15 protein-coding genes and 1 pseudogene are annotated in these 16,321 nt (G+C 74.4%); 6 read left to right on the top strand and 10 right to left on the bottom strand.

All coding sequences use genetic code 11. From position 1 onward, the window contains the following. The first annotated feature begins 298 nt into the window (after positions 1–298). Both ACWEVO_RS10785 and ACWEVO_RS10780 read left to right on the top strand, forming a co-directional pair. The gene (locus ACWEVO_RS10785; protein WP_452307330.1) at positions 299–937 is read left to right on the top strand and encodes a TetR/AcrR family transcriptional regulator; all 639 of its coding nucleotides are present in this window, start codon (positions 299–301) and stop codon (positions 935–937) included. A 65-nt stretch (positions 938–1,002) separates the two neighbouring features. Next, positions 1,003–1,230 (top strand): DUF3107 domain-containing protein, encoded by a 228-nt coding sequence (locus tag ACWEVO_RS10780; protein WP_452307329.1) that lies wholly within the window; start codon positions 1,003–1,005, stop codon positions 1,228–1,230. Positions 1,231–1,279: 49 nt separating this feature from the next. Here the strand turns inward: ACWEVO_RS10780 and ACWEVO_RS10775 are convergent, their stop codons facing one another. After that, positions 1,280–1,924: a ferritin-like fold-containing protein gene (locus tag ACWEVO_RS10775; protein ID WP_452307328.1), complete on the bottom strand. Its 645-nt coding sequence runs from the start codon at positions 1,922–1,924 to the stop codon at positions 1,280–1,282. Between the two features lie 283 nt (positions 1,925–2,207). Here ACWEVO_RS10775 and ACWEVO_RS10770 point away from each other — a divergent pair, with 283 nt between their 5' ends. The 3 genes from ACWEVO_RS10770 to ACWEVO_RS10760 all read left to right on the top strand — a co-directional run bounded on the left by ACWEVO_RS10770 (position 2,208) and on the right by ACWEVO_RS10760 (position 5,970). Continuing rightward, entirely contained in the window at positions 2,208–3,869 is a 1,662-nt protein-coding gene (locus ACWEVO_RS10770) for a DEAD/DEAH box helicase (protein ID WP_452307327.1), read from the top strand. A 404-nt stretch (positions 3,870–4,273) separates the two neighbouring features. Then, positions 4,274–5,416 (top strand): class I SAM-dependent methyltransferase, encoded by a 1,143-nt coding sequence (locus tag ACWEVO_RS10765; RefSeq protein ID WP_452307326.1) that lies wholly within the window; start codon positions 4,274–4,276, stop codon positions 5,414–5,416. A gap of 134 nt (positions 5,417–5,550) precedes the next feature. Next, positions 5,551–5,970: a helix-turn-helix domain-containing protein gene (locus tag ACWEVO_RS10760; protein WP_452307325.1), complete on the top strand. Its 420-nt coding sequence runs from the start codon at positions 5,551–5,553 to the stop codon at positions 5,968–5,970. Between the two features lie 4 nt (positions 5,971–5,974). On the opposite strand, the gene ACWEVO_RS10755 is transcribed toward ACWEVO_RS10760, so the two are convergent. The 4 genes from ACWEVO_RS10755 to ACWEVO_RS10740 all read right to left on the bottom strand — a co-directional run bounded on the left by ACWEVO_RS10755 (position 5,975) and on the right by ACWEVO_RS10740 (position 11,258). Beyond that, positions 5,975–6,880, bottom strand: coding sequence for a hypothetical protein (locus ACWEVO_RS10755; protein WP_452307324.1), 906 nt, complete (start codon positions 6,878–6,880; stop codon positions 5,975–5,977). A gap of 73 nt (positions 6,881–6,953) precedes the next feature. After that, positions 6,954–7,184, bottom strand: coding sequence for a heavy-metal-associated domain-containing protein (locus ACWEVO_RS10750; protein ID WP_452307323.1), 231 nt, complete (start codon positions 7,182–7,184; stop codon positions 6,954–6,956). Between the two features lie 143 nt (positions 7,185–7,327). Next, on the bottom strand, positions 7,328–9,448 hold the full coding sequence (locus tag ACWEVO_RS10745) for a RecQ family ATP-dependent DNA helicase (RefSeq protein ID WP_452307322.1): 2,121 nt from the start codon (positions 9,446–9,448) through the stop codon (positions 7,328–7,330). Positions 9,449–9,485: 37 nt separating this feature from the next. Then, entirely contained in the window at positions 9,486–11,258 is a 1,773-nt protein-coding gene (locus tag ACWEVO_RS10740; RefSeq protein WP_452307321.1) for a BTAD domain-containing putative transcriptional regulator, read from the bottom strand. A 142-nt stretch (positions 11,259–11,400) separates the two neighbouring features. Here ACWEVO_RS10740 and ACWEVO_RS10735 point away from each other — a divergent pair, with 142 nt between their 5' ends. Next, positions 11,401–12,222: a hypothetical protein gene (locus ACWEVO_RS10735; RefSeq protein WP_452307320.1), complete on the top strand. Its 822-nt coding sequence runs from the start codon at positions 11,401–11,403 to the stop codon at positions 12,220–12,222. A gap of 50 nt (positions 12,223–12,272) precedes the next feature. Here ACWEVO_RS10735 and ACWEVO_RS10730 read toward each other — a convergent pair whose 3' ends face one another. The 5 genes and pseudogenes from ACWEVO_RS10730 to ACWEVO_RS10710 form a co-directional block, all read right to left on the bottom strand. Continuing rightward, complete coding sequence (locus ACWEVO_RS10730; protein WP_452307319.1) at positions 12,273–13,022, bottom strand: SDR family NAD(P)-dependent oxidoreductase; 750 nt, start codon at positions 13,020–13,022, stop codon at positions 12,273–12,275. Positions 13,023–13,114: 92 nt separating this feature from the next. Continuing rightward, the gene (locus ACWEVO_RS10725) at positions 13,115–14,224 is read right to left on the bottom strand and encodes a branched-chain amino acid ABC transporter permease (RefSeq protein WP_452307318.1); all 1,110 of its coding nucleotides are present in this window, start codon (positions 14,222–14,224) and stop codon (positions 13,115–13,117) included. Next, entirely contained in the window at positions 14,221–15,111 is an 891-nt protein-coding gene (locus ACWEVO_RS10720) for a branched-chain amino acid ABC transporter permease (RefSeq protein ID WP_452307317.1), read from the bottom strand. Before ACWEVO_RS10720 ends, ACWEVO_RS10725 begins: the two co-directional genes overlap by 4 nt. After that, positions 15,108–15,836, bottom strand: coding sequence for an ABC transporter ATP-binding protein (locus ACWEVO_RS10715; RefSeq protein ID WP_452307316.1), 729 nt, complete (start codon positions 15,834–15,836; stop codon positions 15,108–15,110). The genes ACWEVO_RS10720 and ACWEVO_RS10715 overlap by 4 nt, the downstream gene beginning before the upstream one ends. Then, positions 15,833–16,201 (bottom strand): annotated as a pseudogene (locus ACWEVO_RS10710) (ABC transporter ATP-binding protein C-terminal domain-containing protein); the annotation flags it as partial. The gene ACWEVO_RS10715 and the pseudogene ACWEVO_RS10710, both read right to left, overlap by 4 nt. Positions 16,202–16,321 lie beyond the last annotated feature (120 nt).

Raw genomic sequence — 16,321 nt, 5'->3', positions numbered from 1 at the left:
GACCAGCCGCCGGGCGCCGGGGCGCCGCGGGCCCAGCCGGTCGCCGGGGACGCCCACCCGCTGCCGGTACGGGCCAGGTCGTCCTGCTGACCCGTCCCGTCGCCGTGCTCTCCCGGGGTGGCGGCTCCGGGTTGCCCTGATTCAGTCACCGCGCGCTCCTTGGTCGCCCCCGCTGAGGCTACCGTGTGGTGACAGTGGCGATAAGTTACAGCGGCGGGCCAATTCCGGGACGGGTTCACGAACCCCGACCGGTTCGGGTGATAAGTGCCGGCTCGTACGAAGAAACTCGGAGGTTCCCATGACCGCTGTGGGGAACGGTGCACAGACCGCCGGCCGGCCCACCCGCCTGCCCCGTTCGGCGCGGCGCAAGCAGCTGCTCGCGGCCGCGCAGGAGGTGTTCGTCGCGCAGGGCTACCACGCCGCCGCGATGGACGACATCGCCGAGCGGGCGGGAGTCTCCAAGCCCGTGCTCTACCAGCACTTCCCGGGCAAGATGGAGCTCTACCTGGCGCTGCTGGACACGCACTGCGACGCCATCGTGGCGAAGGTGCACGACGCGATGCGCGGCACCAACGACAACAAGGAGCGGGTCAGCGCCTCGGTGCGCGCGTACTTCGACTTCGTCGACCACGAGAGCGAGGCCTTCCGGCTGGTCTTCGAGTCGGACCTGCGCAACGACCCGGCGGTCCGGCAACGGGTCGAACGGGTCGAGCAGGGCTGCATCGCCGCGATCACCGACACCATCATCTCGGACACCGGCGTCAGCCGGGCGCACGCCGAGCTGCTCGCCTCCGGGCTGGTCGGGGCGGCGGAGACGGCCGCCCAGTTCTGGCTGGCCCGGGGCCGGCAGGTGCCCAAGGCGGAGGCGGAGGCGCTGGTCGCCGCCCTCTCCTGGCGGGGCATCGCCAGCTTCCCGCTGCAAGGTGAGTCAGCCTGAACATCGGGCCCGCAGATCGGATAGCCTTCCCACGGCGGCTTTTTCGCCCCAGTTGAGGAGGCACTGTGGAGGTCAAGATCGGCGTGCAGTACGCGCCGCGGGAGCTGGTCCTGGAGAGCGCTCAGTCGCCGGCCGAGATCGAGCAGATCGTGACCGATGCCATCGCCAAGGGCGAGGGCACCCTCTCCCTGACCGACGAGAAGGGCCGGCGGGTCATCGTGCCGGTCACCAAGGTCGCCTACGTCGAGGTCGCCGAGGCCTCGCCCCGCGCGGTCGGGTTCACCGTCCGCTGATTCCGCGCCGGGCCGTCGTGGCGGGGCGCCCGCCACGACGGTGCCGGGCTCAGTTGTTCAGCCCCGCGGCGGTCATCCGCGCGGTGTGCGCGTCGGTCAGCGGGCGAACCTGCGCCGGCACGTCCACCCCCTGCCGACGGCCGATCAGCGCGGTCAGCGCGCCCCGGTCCGCGGCGGCGACCCGACCGGCCTGGGAGAGCGCCTCCCCGACCAGCCGGCGTGCCCACATGGAGAGCCGGTTGGCCACCCGGGGGTCGGCGGCGATGGCCGCCCGGATCTCGGCGGCGGCGAACTCGGCGTACCGCGAGTCGTGCAGCACGTCCAGGACGAGCCGGCGGTCGGGGTCCGCGAGCCCGTCGGCGATCTCCCGCAGGAAGTCGTCGGTGATCGCGTCCCCCACGTACGCCTTGGTCACCGCCTCGGGCCAGTCCTTCGGCTCGGTCGAGTCGTGGTACGCCTCCAGCGCCTCGGCGTACCGGCCCATGGCGTCGTCAGGGGTGCCGCCGAGGGCGGTGATCCGGTCCGCGATCCAGCGGTAGTGCGCGATCTCGGCGGCCGCCATCTCGCACAGCGCCGCCCGGCGGCGCAGGTCCGGGGCGAGGCGGGCATCGGCGGCGAGCCGGTCGAAGGCGAGCAGTTCGCCGTACGCGACCAGGCCGAGCAGGTCGACCACGGCGGGATCGGGGGCGGACACCAGGGCAGGCTACCGCCGAGATGATCTGTGGTCCAGCTCACATCAATCACCCCCGGCCGCCGACCGGTCACCCGGAATCAGGACTCCTTGAGGGTGGTTCAGGTAGGATGAGACAGTTGCCGTGGGCACCGATTCGGTCAGTTCACCTGATCAGCACCGGTCCCCGGCGCGCGTGCGGCCCGGTCCGGCTCGGCGTACCGCCCCCGACCGTGTGGCCCGCGCCATACCGACCGCGCCCTGAGGACATGAGGGGCGCACCACGAGAGGGCACCCCCAAATCCATATGAGCGAGCAGATTCAAGGCCAGCCGCTGGCCCCCACCGCTCCGGTCCGTCCGGAAGCTCCCACTTTCGCCGCGCTCGGCGCCCGACAGGAGACCGTCGAGGCCCTGGCCGCCGCCGGCATCAACCGCGCCTTCGCCATCCAGGAGTACGCGCTGCCGATCGCGCTGCGCGGCGTCGACCTGATCGGCCAGGCGCCGACCGGCACCGGCAAGACCCTCGGTTTCGGCATCCCGCTGCTGGAGCGGGTCTTCGCCCCCTCCGAGGGAAGTGACGGCGTGCCCCAGGCGCTGGTCGTCGTACCCACCCGTGAGCTGGGCATCCAGGTCGCCAAGGACCTGGATGCCGCCGGTCGCACCCGGGGCGTCCGGGTGCTGCCGATCTATGGCGGCGTGGCCTACGAGCCGCAGATCGAGGCGCTGCGCAAGGGCGTCGAGATCCTGGTCGGCACCCCCGGTCGCCTGATGGACCTGCAGAAGCAGAAGCACCTGCGGCTCGACCGGGTACGCGCGCTCGTCCTCGACGAGGCGGACCGGATGCTCGACCTGGGCTTCCTGGACGACGTCGAGAAGATCCTGGCGATGCTGCCGGAGGACCGGCAGACCATGCTCTTCTCGGCCACCATGCCGGATCCGATCGTCGCGCTCTCCCGGCGCTTCCTGCGCCGGCCGGTGACCATCCACGCCGGGCACACGGCGGAGACCGGCCCGAACCCGCAGACCAAGCAGCTGGCCTACCGCACCCACTCGATGAACAAGGTCGAGATCGTGGCGCGGATTCTCCAGGCGGAGGGGCGGGGCCTGACCATGATCTTCACCCGCACCAAGCGGGCCGCCGACCGGGTCGCCGAGGACCTCGACTTCCGCGGCTTCGCGGTCGCGGCCGTGCACGGCGACCTGGGCCAGGGCGCCCGGGAGCGGGCACTGCGGGCGTTCCGCGCCGGCAAGATCGACACCCTGGTCGCCACCGACGTGGCGGCCCGCGGCATCGACGTCACCGGGGTCACCCACGTCATCAACTACGACTGCCCCGAGGACCAGGACACCTACACCCACCGGATCGGTCGTACCGGCCGGGCGGGCGCGACCGGGGTGGCGGTGACCTTCGTCGACTGGGACGACATGCCCCGTTGGCGGATCATCGACAAGACCCTCGGTCTCGACATGCCCGAGCCGCCGGAGACGTACCACACCTCCCCGCACCTCTACACCGACCTGGAGATCCCCACCGACATCAGCGGCACCCTGCCGACCGCGGAGCGCACCCGCGCCGGGCTGTCCGCGGAGGTCGAGGAGGACCTGGGCGGCGGCCGGTCGCGGCGGGGCGAGCGGGGCGCACGGCGCGGCGACGGCCGGGGCCGGGAGCGCGACCGGGGCCGCCGGGGCGACTCCGCCGCGACGCCGGCCGACGAGGGCGACACCGCCGCCGAAACCGCCGGCGCCGAAGAGGGCACCCGGACCCCGCGTCGCCGCCGGCGTCGCCGGGCCGGCGAGGTGGTCGCGGGCGAGCAGCCGACCGCGGTGATCTCCGACGGGGCTGGCGCCGAGCCGGCCGCCGCGTCCGCCGCCGACGGCGAGTCGGCGGCCAAGCCGCGCCGCCGCCGGCGCCGTCGTGGTGGCGGCGGTTCGGGCGCCGGTACGCCGGCCGAGGCGACCGCGGACTGATCCTGCGAGACCTGACGTCCCTCGCGCCGCAGCTCGGCACGGGGGACGTCTCGTCTGCGCCGCCGGGGGCCCGTCCTCGCCGCTGGGCGCCGATGGGGAGGGGGAAAGCTCCCGGCCGCCTTTGCTCTGCTTCAGCCCACGCAACACTTTTCGGCCGTGGGTGTTGCCTCCGTTGAAGCAGAGCAAAGGTGATTCAGGGGGTGCCGCCCGATGCGCGGACAGCCGGTCACCGGCTTCATCCGGAGCAGGAACGGCCGGTCGCGGGGCGTCGCCCGGAGCAGGCAGCGTGGTCCCCGAAAGCACGGGCGGCCGGCGGCGGGCCGGGACCTCGCCCCGGACCCGGAACAGCACGACCAGGATCGGCCGGCGGGGGCGCCCCGGCGGCCGGGAAGGATGATGGAGCGATGCCGGAACCGCTGGACGCCGCCCTGACCGAGGTGCGGGCGCTGCTGCTCGACCCCGCCCTGACCCGGGCGGTCGCCGCCGGCCGACGCCGTGGTCACCGCCCTTCCGTGGTCCGGGCCGAGCTGCGCCCGGTCACCCTCAAGGCCGGTACCCGGCTGCAGATCTCCACCTCGGACGGCGCCCGGCCGTACACCCGGAACGTGGCGCCCGGCGCGGAGGCCGGCGCGGCGGTCGACGAACTGCTCGCCGAGCCCTTCGGCAACTGGCACGTCGAGACGGCGGACACCACGCTCCAGCTCCGGGTGACCAAGTCGGGCGAGGCGCAGGTGCACCGGGCGGCGGCGAGCCGTCCCGCCCCGGAGCCGGGCGGTCACGACCGGGCCAAGGACTGGCTGCTGGACCCGGGTGACCCACTCTTCGCCGAGATCGGCGGCTCGGCAGCCAAGCGCCGCCAGGTCGACGCCTTCCTGCGGGCGCTGGCGGCGACCCTGCCGGACGACCTCACCGGGCCGTTGCGGGTGGTCGACCTGGGCTGCGGCAACGCCTACCTGACCTTCGCGGCGTACCGCTATCTCGCCCAGCTTGGGCTGAAGGTCGAGCTGGTCGGCGTGGACGTCCGGGAGGACCAGCGCCGGCGCAACACCGAGCTGGCCGAGCGGCTGGGCTGGGCGGACCAGGTCCGGTTCGTGGCCGGCACCATCGCCGACGCCGTGGTCGAGCCGGCGCCCGACCTGGTGCTGGCGCTGCACGCCTGCGACACCGCGACCGACGAGGCGCTGGCCCGCGCGGTCCGGTGGGGTGCCCGCTGGGTGCTGGCCGCCCCGTGCTGCCACCACGACATCGCGGCCCAGGTGCGGTCCCGTCCCGCGCCCGCGCCGTACGAGCTGCTCACCCGGCAGGGCATCCTGCGGGAACGGTTCGCGGACGTGCTGACCGACGCGCTCCGGGCGGGGCTGCTCCGGCTGCACGGATACCGGACCGAGGTGGTGGAGTTCGTCGACTCCGCGCACACCCCGCGCAATCTGCTCATCCGCGCCCGCCGGACCGCCGGCGCGCCGACCCCCGACCAGCGCGCCGAGTACCGGGAGCTGACCGGCCAGTGGGGCGTCACGCCGCGGCTGGAGACGCTGCTCCGCGGGTAGTTGACGCGGGACAAGCGAACGGTCCCGGCCACGGGACCTTCCGACCGATCAGTCAGTTGCTTCGACGCCCCGTCGTACTAACCTCTTAAGGCGCACCGTCCGGTGCGCCGGCCGGGAAGGATGACCCTCCAGGGATGGGTTCGGCAGAGGTTTCGCCACAGATGGCCTTCGCGCGCTTCGTCCGGCGCGCCATCGACGACGCCCGCGAGGAGCGCGGCTGGACGGTGACCGACCTGGCCACGCACACCGGCGTGGGGCGGTCGACCGTGTTCCGGTGGCTGGCCGGCGACTGGCAGGACTATCCCGAGCTGGCCAAGGTCCGGGGCTTCTGCGCCGCCCTCGATCTGCCGGTGGCGGCCGCCTTCCGCGCTCTCGGCCTGCCCGACGCCGGTCCGGTCCCCCGCCGTCGCGGCGGCGAGGACGCCCCGGTGGAGGCGGACGTACGGGTGATCCTGGAGCGGCTGGCCGACCCGACCGTGCCCGCGGAGGAGAAGCACCACATCCGCGACCTGCTCCGCTATCTGGCCCGCCGGCCGGTCCGCCGGGCGGGCTGACCGCTCAGCCCACGACCAGGGTGAACTCGGCGGTGCGCACCACCCCGCCGACCTGGAAGTCGAGGAACATCCGGTAGCGGCCCGGCCCGGGCACCGTCGTCCAGAACGTCACCGTGCCCGACTCGGCCTGCGGCCCGGGATGCACGTGCAGGTAGCCCAGATCCCCCTCGCGCAGCGCGACCAGGTGCCCGTACGCGCCGAGGTAGCGTTCCAGCGCGGCCGGTCCGCCGCCGGCCGTGACGGTGAACCGCACCGGCACGGCCTCTCCCGGCTTCGGGCTGCCCTGGTAGCCGACGGTGAACCGTTCGACCGTGGTCGAGACGGCCGGCGCCGGCAGCGGCCGGGGCGCGTACGGGCCGGCGACGGCCAGGTCGACGCCGAGCGTGGCGGCGGTCTGCCGGCCGTCGTCGGCGACCACGGTGAAGTCGGCGTACGCCCGCCAGACACCGGCCGTGGTCAGGGTCAGCGGCACCGACCAGGTGCCGTCGGGCGCCATGGTCGGGTGCAGGTGCTGGTAGCCGGTGAGATCCCGGCGCACCACGATGAGGTGCATCGGCTTGTCGTGCACGACGGCGAAGCGGGTGGCCGGGCGGCGCCGCTCGTCCTGGATCTGGAACCGCAGCTCACCGGCCCGGCCGACGGGAAACTCCACGGTCGACGGGGCGAGCGTCCAGCCGCCCGAGTTGATCGAGAGGCCGGCCGCGTCCGCGCCGCCGGCCTGGGTGACGTCGGCCCCGCCGTGCGGGTGGGCACCGGTGCCCGGGGTGTGGGTGTGCCCGGCGGCCTCCGCCGGGACGCCGCCGGGGGCGGCGGCCGGCGCCGGGTTGAGCCGGCCGAGGCCGAAGCCGAGCAGCACGGCGAGGACCAGACCGCCCACCACGAGGGCGAGCCGGAGCGTGCCCCGGTCCACCCCGAGGGGCGCGCCGGGACCGGCCGGCGACGCCGACGCGACCGGGGACGATTCCGGCGCGGCGGGCGACGGCTCAGGCAACGCCGCCGGCCAGGTCGTAGCCCGCCTCGTCGACGGCGGCCCGGACGGACTCGACCGGCAGCGGCTCGGCGCTGGTGACCGTGGCCGTGCCGGCCGCCAGGTCGACCCGGACCTCCTCGACGCCGGGGAGGGCGGAGAGCTCGTCGGTCACCGCCCGCACGCAGTGCTCGCAGGTCATCCCGGTGACGGTGTACGTCTGGACGACGGGTCGCTGCTCGGTCATGGGACCACGGTACCGGCGGGCGCCGTACCGGCCCGCGGACGGTCCGTGACCGTGGCGACGCTCGCAATCCGACCGGCCCGGGAACTTTCCCGGCGGGCGGCACGACAACGTCAGCGCGACCCGGGGCCCCGGCGAGGACGACCTCAGCCGGCGACCGCGAGGGCCAGCGGCAGGACGTCGGGGGCGCCGGCCCGGCGCAGCAGCCGGGCCACCATGGTCATGGTCCAGCCGGAGTCGACCAGGTCGTCCACGAGCAGCACCGGCCCGTCCAGGCCGGCCAGGGCGTCGGCCAACTCGTCGGGCAGGACGAAGGCGTCGTGCAGGGCGCGTACCCGCTGGGCGCTGTTGCCACGCGGCCCGCCCCCGGCCGACGGCCCGGTCGGCGTGACCCGGCCGAGCAGCGGCAGCCGGCCCACGGCGGCGATCCGATCAGCGAGCGAGCCGACCAGCGCCGGGTGGGTGCGCGAGCCGACCGCGACCACCCCGACCGGGCGGCGCGGCCACGGGTCGTCGCCGTGCGCCCACGCCTTCAGCACCTCGACCACGGCCGCCGCCACGTCGTCCGGCACCGGAGCGTCCGCCGTGTCCGGGCCGACCAGGCCGCGCAGCCGCCCGCCCCAACCGAGATCGGAGAGCCGCCCCACGGCCCGCCCGGGCAGCGCCTGCTCCGCCGGAGGGATGCGTCCCTTCAGCGGTACGCCGACCGCGTCGAGGCCGGTCGGCCAGAGCTTCTTCGGCGGGATCTCCACGCCGGGGCGGCCGAGGAAGGTCTGCGCGGCGGTCAGCGCGGCGTCGGAGACCTCGGCGGTGAAGAGCGGGCCGGCGCAGTTGTCGCAGCGACCGCAGTCGCCCGCCCCGGCGTCGTCCAGGCACTCCCGCAGGTAGCGCAGCCGGCAGGCGGGCGTGGCCGCGTACTCCCGCATGGCCTGCTGCTCCGCGGTGCGTGCCTGGGCGACGCGGCGCAACCGGGCCTCGTCGTAGACCCAGGGCGCGCCGGTGGCGAGCCAGCCGCCGCGGACCCGGCGGACCGCGCCGTCCACGTCGAGCACCTTGAGCATCAGCTCCAGCCGGGCCCGGCGCAGGTCGACGATCGGTTCGAGGGCCTGGGTGGAGATCGGCCGGTCCGGATGCAGTGCCGCCAACACCGCCCGGACCTGCTCCTCGGGCGGGAAGGCGAGCGAGGCGAAGTAGCGCCAGATGGCCGCGTCCTCGACGCCGGGCAGCAGCAGCACCTCGGCGTGTTCGACGGCCCGGCCGGCGCGCCCGACCTGCTGGTAGTAGGCGATCGGCGAGGGCGGGGCGCCGAGGTGCACCACGAAACCGAGGTCCGGCTTGTCGAAGCCCATGCCGAGCGCGCTGGTGGCGACCAGCGCCTTGATCTTGTTGTCGAGCAGGTCCTGCTCGGCCGCGCGCCGGTCCGCGTCCTCGGCCTGCCCGGTGTACGCCGCCACCGACCAGCCCCGAGCCCGCAGGGACTCCGCGGTCTCGCCGGCCGCCGCCACGGTGAGGGTGTAGATGATGCCGGACCCGGGGAGCCGGTCCAGGTGGTCGGCGAGCCACGCCAGCCGGTGCGCCGGGCTGGGCAGGTCGACCACGCCCAGACGCAGCGACTCCCGGTCCAGCGTCCCCCGCAGCACCAGGGCGTCACCCAACTGCTCGGCCACGTCCTGGGTGACCCGGGCGTTGGCGGTGGCGGTGGTGGCCAGCACCGGCGTCCGCTCCGGCAGTTCGGCGAGGAAGGTACGCAGCCGCCGGTAGTCGGGCCGGAAGTCGTGCCCCCAGTCGGAGACGCAGTGCGCCTCGTCCACCACCAGGAGTCCGGTGGTGGCGGCGAGTTTCGGCAGCACGCCGTCCCGGAAGTCCGGGTTGTTGAGCCGTTCCGGGCTGATCAGCAGCACGTCCACCGCCCCGGCGTGGATCTCGGCGGTGATCTCGTCCCACTCGTCCAGGTTGGCCGAGTTGATGGTGCGGGCCCGGATGCCGGCCCGGGCCGCCGACTCGACCTGGTTGCGCATCAGCGCCAGCAGCGGCGAGACGATCACCGTCGGGCCGTGCTCGCCGCCCTCGCGCAGCAGCGCGGTGGCGACGAAGTAGACCGCCGACTTGCCCCACCCGGTGCGCTGCACGCAGAGCACCCGGCGCCGGTCCACGACGAGGGCCTCGATGGCCCGCCACTGGTCCTCACGGAGCCGGGCGTGGTCGCCCGCCAGCCGGCGCAGCACCGCCTCGGCCCGCTCCCGTACGGTCGCCCGATCCTGGCTCATCCGGCATTTCTACCAGGCGCGCCGGCCCCGGCCGCCGTCACGAGGACGGCGGCGGCAGGAAGAGCAGCACCTCGCGGAGCGGATCGGTCACGGTTGGCGGCAGCAGGCAGCGGCCGGCCAGCTCCTCCATCGAGGCGTACGGGCCGCGCACGCGCCGGTCAAGCATCAGGTGCTGCGCCTGCGTCGGGCTCAGCCCGGGCAGCCCGGTGATCACCTGATCCGGCACGGCGTTGATGTCGACCAGGCCGCCGTCGTCGTACGCCCGGGGCAGGTCGGGACGGCCGATGCCCAGCTCCCGGCGCGCAGTCGGGTAGTGGTAGAGCAGGTAGCGGGCATGCTCCCGGCGCACCCGGCGATCGTCCGCCAGGGGCCGGCGACGCCAGCGTGCGCCGAGCCAGCCGAGCAGCCAGCCGTTGAGCAGCACGGCGTGCACCACGCCGACCATCCAGGTGATCAGCCAGACGGTGATCACGAACCCCTCGAGGTTGGACACCTCCTCCGTCTCGCTGTTGCCGACGATGCCCAGGAAGGTCCCCGCCGTGATCAGGTAGTAGGCCGCCGCGAGGCCGTTGCGCCAGCTCCGCCGCCAGATCGCGTACAGGAGCACCACCAGCCAGGTGAGCAGGCCGAAGGAGGCGAGGGCGGTGAGCGCGGCCAGCACGGTGGCGCCGACGCTCACCCAGCGGGGCAGGCCGGGCCGCGGCACGGCAGGCGCCGGCGACGGCGCGTCCTCCGGCCAGCCCTGCGCCGGCCCGCCGGTGCCGACCGGCGGCAGCCAGCCGGCCGGCGGCGGCACCGGTCCGGCACCCCGGTCCGACGGCACCAGCGGTGCGGCGGACACGGCCGCGGGCGGGGATGCGGGGGGCACGGGCACGGGCACGGATGCGGCGGCGCCTTCGGGTGCCGGGGGAACCGCGGCGATGGCCGACTCGACGAGACGCGCCCCCTGGGCCGGCACGGCCGGGGTCGCGGGCGGCGCGGTGGGCGCGGACTCCGCCGGCAGCAGCGTGGGGTCCGAGCGGAGGATCCGCCCGTGCAACCCCTGGAGCACCTCGCCCGGCTCGATGCCGTACTCCTCGCGAAGCAGTCCGGCGAACTCCCGGTACGCGGCGAGCGCCTCGGCCTGCCGGCCACTGCGGTAGAGCGCCAGCATGAGCTGCTGGCGCAGCCGTTCGCGGACGGGGAACTCGCGGACCAGCTCGACCAGTTCGCCGACCAGTTCGCCGTGCCGCCCGCTGGCCAGTTCCAGCTCGACGCGGGTCTCCAGGGCGACGGCGCGCAGTTCGACCAGCCGGTGCCGGGCGGCCTCGAAGAACGGTCCGGCGAAACCGGTGAACGGCTCGCCCTGCCACAGGTCCAGGGCGGCGGTCAGCTCCGCCAGCGCCTCGGACGTACGCCCCGCCGCGTTCCCCTGCCGGGCCCGGTGCACCCCGCGCTCGAAGCGGACCGCGTCCACCGCCTCCGGCGGGACCCGCAGCAGGTAGCCGGCGTCGGTCAGGGTCAACACCTGCCCCGGCGTACGCGGCGACCGCTCGGGTTCGAGCACCCGGCGCAGTCCGGCGACGTACTTCTGCACCACGTTGGGGCCGTTCGCGGGCGGCTCCTCGGGCCAGACCGCGTCGACGATCTGCCCGGTGGGCACCGGGCGGCCGGGGGCGAGCAGCAGCACGGCCAGCACGGCCCGCTGCTTGCCCGGACCGAGGTCCAGCGGGCGGTCGGCGTACCAGGCGCGCTGCGGACCGAGGAGCGCGAACCGCAGCCGCGGCGGCTCGGGCCGGTCCGGGCCCGGCGGCACCTGCGTTCCTGACATGCGAGTTTCCGCTCCTGACGCCCCCGACGTGGCCGGACGGCGGGGCCCGGCAGTCGGACCGCAGCATATCGGCAGCCGAACCGCCGTGGCCGCCCGCAGCATCGTCATCGGCAGAGGCCACGGATCGAGAAAGAGAACAACGATGACACAGGCAACGGGCAGCACCCGGACCGTCCGACGGACGATGGGCACGGTCGCGGCCGTGCTGGCCGCCACCACCCTGCTCGCCGGTTGCGGACCGAAGAGCGACCCGGCCGCCGAGCCGGGAACGCGTCCGGCCGCCAGCCCGAGCGCCGACCCGAAGCAGGCGCTCCTCGCCGCCGTTCCGGACGAGCGCGCGGGGGCCTTCCGGTTCACCGGGAAGGACTCGTCGGGGGACATGAGCGGGCGGATCGACCCGGCGTCGAAGGCCATGGAGATGAACATGGTCGCGCCGCCGGACAAGGACGGCATCACCTCGAAGATGTCGTTCCTGATCATCGAGGACAAGGTCTGGATGAAGGCGAAGTTCAGCGGCCACCCGGGCCTGCCGAAGTTCCCCGACAAGTGGATGGCGCTGGACAAGGCCAAGCTCACCGACGGCGACGGCGTGCCCCGCTACGACGGCGCGGACCAGGGCAACGCCGGCCCGCTGATCGACGCGGCCACCTCCGTCGAGCAGCAGGGCCCCGGGCGGTACGCCGGGTTCATCGACGTGACCGGCGGCGAGGCGGCCAAGGCGCTGGACGACGGCGAGGCGGCGGCGCTCGGTGAGGCGGGCCGGCACGTCCCCTTCACCGCCCAGGTGGGGCCGGACGGGCACCTCACCTCGCTGGTGCTCTCGGTGCCGGCAGCCGGGAAGCGGAAGGCGTACCGGTACGTCGTGAGCTACGCCGACTTCGGCAGCACCCCGAAGATCGCCGTGCCGACCGGGAGCGCGGTGACCAAGGCGCCGTCCCTGGCGTACGAGCTGCTGAACAGCTGATCCACGACCGGGCGGGGGCGGCGGCCACACGGGGGGCCGCCGCCCCTGCGTCAGCGGCCGAGGACGGAGCCGCCGTTGACGCCGAGGACCTGGCCGGTGACGTAACCGGCGTCGGGGCCGGCCAGGTAGCGGACGGCCGCCGCGATGTCGTCCGGTACGCCGGCCCGGCCGACCAGGGTGGCCGCGACCCGCTTGGCGTGCCCCTCCGGCGTCATCCGGTCGCCGAAGAACTCGGTCTCGGCGACGTACCCGGGGCTGACCACGTTGGCCGTGATCCCCTCCGGGCCGAGCTGGGCGGCCAGGTCGTACGCCCAGCCGTGCAGCGCCGCCTTGGCCGCCGAGTACGGCCCGGCCCCGCCCCGCTGGGCGGCGATCGAGCTGATCAGGAGCACCCGGCCGCCCGGCCGGCGCAGGGCGGGCAGCAGCGCCTCGGTGAGCAGGACGGCGGTGAGCACGTTGGCGTCCAGGTTGGCCCGCCACCAGGCCGCCACATCGGGCAGCGTCTCCGTCGGTCCACCCAGGTAGCCGCCGGCGTTGTTCACCACGACGTCGACGGTCCGCTCCCCGATCGCCTCGACCACGCCGGTGAGCTGGGCGGGGTCGGTCAGGTCGGCGGTGACCGCGCTGACCGCGGACGGCCGGTCACACTCCGCCGAGATCCGCCCGGCGGTCTCCAGCAGCACCTCCGCCCGCCGCCCCACGATCAGCACCTCGAACCCGTCGAGCACGAGCCCCTTGGTGACGGCCGCCCCGATCCCGGTCCCGCCCCCACTGACCACCGCGAACCGACTCTCCCCCATGCCTTTCCCCTTCCGCGTTGATCAAGGAGTTTGCGTCATCCTACGGCCGAATCCCGACGCAAACTCCTTGATCAACAGCGAGGGGGCGGGGGTCAGCGGCGGTGAGGGAGGGCGGTGAGGAGGGGGTGGAGGCGGGAGCGGAGGCTGGCCAGGCCGCCGGGGAAGAAGTACACGGCCAGGATGAAGACGGTGCCGAGGACGAACAGCGGTTGGCTCAGGGGGCGGCTGAGGAACGCCGGGAGGCCGTTGACCGCCTCGCTCGTGCCGAAGGCCGTCAGGCGGTGGTCCAGGTACATGTAGAGGATGCCGCCCAGGACCGGGCCCCAGCGGGTGCCCGGACCGCCGAGCACCACCATGACCAGCAGCGACAGGGTCAGCTCGGATGAGGTCACGTGCGGGCTCGCCCCGCCCACGATCAGGCAGTAGACCGCCCCGCCGGCGCTCGCCAGCCCGCCGGCCAGGGTGAACGCGACCAGCTTGAACCGGTACGGGTCGAGCCCGAGCACCCCGATCCGCCGCTCGTCGTCGCGCAGCCCGGCCAGCACCCGCCCGGTCGGCGAGCCGCTCACCCGGTGCACCACGAGGACCACCAGGGCCAGGTACGCCAGCGCGAGCCAGTAGAGGTTGACCGTGTTGGCGACCCCGACCAGCGCCGACGGCAGCCCGGACACGTCCAGCGGCAACCCCTCCTCGCCGCCGGTGAGCCCGCCGAAGTTCCGGGCCACCAGGATCGCCCCGACCTGGGCGAAGGCCAGCGTCACCATGGCGAACGCGATGCCGACCGTACGCAGCGCGACCGCACCGAGCAGCGCGGCGAGGATCGTCCCGCCGACGACGGTGAACAGCGCCGCCTCCCACAGCGGCAGCCCGGCCTTGGTGACCAGGATGTCGGTGCCGTAGACGCCGGCGGCGAAGTAGAGCGCGTGCCCGAAGGAGAGCATCCCGGTCCGGCCGAAGAGCAGGTCGTAGCCGGCGGCCAGCCCGCCGAAGACCAGGCAGATGGCGAGCAGTTGCAGGGTGCCCGGCGAGTTCAGCGGCCCCTCGAAGATCCCCGGCAGGTTGACCGTCGAGTACGGCAGGATCGCCGCCACCACCAGCGCGACCAGCGGCAGGTACGGGCGCAGCCCGTGCCAGCGGGCGGGCCCGGGGGTCAGCTCGTCGGGCACCTGCGCCGGGGGCGCGTCGACCACCGAGTTGGTCATGCGGTTGCCACCTTTCCGGCCAGGCCCTGCGGACGCAGCAGCAGCACCACGGCGAGCAGCCCGACCACGCAGATGTCGCCCAGCCCGGAGGTGCCGTAGTAGTTGACGAACTGTTGCAGCAGCCCCACCGCGACCGCCGCGTACGCGGACCCGACGACCGAGCCCATCCCGCCGATGACCACCACGATGAACGCGAAGATCAGCAGCGAGCCGCCCTGCCCGGGCGAGACGGTGCCGAAGTAGACCCCGCCGAGCGCGCCGGCCAGCGCGGCGGCGGCCCCGCCGATCGCGAAGACCAGGGTGAACGCCTTGCGCACGTCGATGCCGAGCGCGGTCACCATCTCCCGGTTCTCCACCCCGGCCCGGATGACCAGGCCGTACCGGGTGAACCGCAGGAAGGCGAGCAGCGCGCCGAGCACCACCACCGCGGCGATGATCAGGAGCAGCAGGGCGTTGGACACCTTGGCGCCGAGGATCGAGGTGACCTCCCGGGTCCAGGCCGGGCGGTCGAACGGATGCGCGTCGGCACTCCAGGTCGCCTGGAGCAGCGCCACCCCGGCCAGCGACAGGCCGACGGTGACCAGCACCTGCTCGATGGTGCGGGAGTAGAGCGGCCGGATCAGCACCAGCTCGACAAGCACCGCCACCAGCACGCCGGCCACCACGCCGAAGGCGACCGCCAGCACGAACCCGAACCCGTCGGGGCCGGCGCCGGGCAGGTTTCCGACCGCCCACCAGGTCCCGTACGCCCCGACGCCGAGGAAGAGGCCGTGCGCGAAGTTGAGTACGTCGGCCAGACCGAAGACCAGGGAGAGCCCGGACGCGACCAGGAAGTAGAGCGCTGCCACGCCGAGCCCGGTCAGCGTCAGCAGGATGACCGTGTTCACGCGTGCACCTCTCCCGAGCCGACGCCGAGCAGCGACTTGGTCAGCGCGGTCTCCAGCAGCAGTTCCTGGGCGTTGCCCGTCCAGGCCACCTTGCCGGCGGAGAGCACCACAGCGTCCCGCGCCAGCCGCCGTACCACCGCCAGGTTCTGCTCGACCAGCAGCACCGGCACGGATTCGGCCACCCGTTCCAGCACCTCCGCCACCTCGGTCACCACCTTCGGCGCCAACCCCTTGGTCGGCTCGTCGACCAGCAGCAGCCGGTTGTCGTTGAGCAGCACCCGGCCGATCGCGAGCATCTGCTGCTGCCCGCCGGAGAGCGAACCGGCCCGTTGCCGTCCGCGCCGGTCCAGCTCGGGGAAGAGCGCGAAGACCTTGTCGTACGCCGGCGTGGTGCCCCGCCGTTCGGCGAGCCGCAGGTTCTCCGCGACGGTGAGCGCGGCGAAGACGCAGCGGTCCTCCGGCACGTAGCCGAGGCCGCCGCGGACCAGCCGGTGGGTGGGGCGGGCCAGCAGGCTCTGCGCGCCCATCCGGATCGTGCCGCGGACCTCGCCGTTGCGGGGGGTCAGGCCGACGATCGCGCGCAGCGTGGTGGTCTTGCCGACGCCGTTGCGACCGAGCAGCACGGTCACCCCGGTCGGCGCGACGTCGAACGACACGCCCTGGAGGATGTGCAGCCCGGCGATCCGCACCGACAGGTTCTCCACGCTGAGAACGGGTTCACTCATAGCGACTCCCCCAGGTACGCCTCCTGGACGGTGGCGTTGGCCATCACCGTGTCCGGGGTGTCGCAGGCCAGCAGCGCGCCGTGGTGCATCACGGCGATCCGGTCGGCCAGTTCCAGGATCACGTCCATGTGGTGCTCCACCATGAGCACCGACCGGCCGCTGTCGCCGGTCAGTGACTTGATGACGCTGACCAGCTCGGGCACGTCCTCGGCGCTGACCCCGGCCATCGGCTCGTCGAGCAGCATCACCCGGGGCTCGCCGGCGAGCAGCAGGGCGATCTCCAGCTTCCGCTTCTCGCCGTGGGCGAGGGTCCCGGCCAGCGCCGTACCCCGGTGGTGCAGGCCGACCCGGTCCAGCGCCGCGTCGGGGGGGGGGGGGGGCCGCCCCGGCGGCGCCGGCCCCCCCCCCCCCCCCCCCCCGCCCCCCCCCCCCCCCCCCGGCGGCGGCCCCCCCCCCCCCGCGCCCGCCCCCCCCCCGCCCCCACC

The sequence above is a fragment of the Micromonospora sp. NPDC003776 genome, from assembly GCF_053605645.1.
This window is presented reverse-complemented; position numbering and strand designations above follow the sequence as displayed.

Bases quoted from the DNA above. Each gene is read 5' to 3' on its own strand.
- ACWEVO_RS10715 (WP_452307316.1), bottom strand. From the start codon at position 15,836: ATGAGTGAACCCGTTCTCAGCGTGGAGAACCTGTCGGTGCGGATCGCC.
- ACWEVO_RS10745 (WP_452307322.1), bottom strand. From the start codon at position 9,448: ATGAGCCAGGATCGGGCGACCGTACGGGAGCGGGCCGAGGCGGTGCTG.
- ACWEVO_RS10735 (WP_452307320.1), top strand. From the start codon at position 11,401: ATGACACAGGCAACGGGCAGCACCCGGACCGTCCGACGGACGATGGGC.
- ACWEVO_RS10725 (WP_452307318.1), bottom strand. From the start codon at position 14,224: ATGACCAACTCGGTGGTCGACGCGCCCCCGGCGCAGGTGCCCGACGAG.
- ACWEVO_RS10730 (WP_452307319.1), bottom strand. From the start codon at position 13,022: ATGGGGGAGAGTCGGTTCGCGGTGGTCAGTGGGGGCGGGACCGGGATC.
- ACWEVO_RS10765 (WP_452307326.1), top strand. From the start codon at position 4,274: ATGCCGGAACCGCTGGACGCCGCCCTGACCGAGGTGCGGGCGCTGCTG.
- ACWEVO_RS10740 (WP_452307321.1), bottom strand. From the start codon at position 11,258: ATGTCAGGAACGCAGGTGCCGCCGGGCCCGGACCGGCCCGAGCCGCCG.
- ACWEVO_RS10760 (WP_452307325.1), top strand. From the start codon at position 5,551: ATGGGTTCGGCAGAGGTTTCGCCACAGATGGCCTTCGCGCGCTTCGTC.
- ACWEVO_RS10770 (WP_452307327.1), top strand. From the start codon at position 2,208: ATGAGCGAGCAGATTCAAGGCCAGCCGCTGGCCCCCACCGCTCCGGTC.
- ACWEVO_RS10750 (WP_452307323.1), bottom strand. From the start codon at position 7,184: ATGACCGAGCAGCGACCCGTCGTCCAGACGTACACCGTCACCGGGATG.
- ACWEVO_RS10785 (WP_452307330.1), top strand. From the start codon at position 299: ATGACCGCTGTGGGGAACGGTGCACAGACCGCCGGCCGGCCCACCCGC.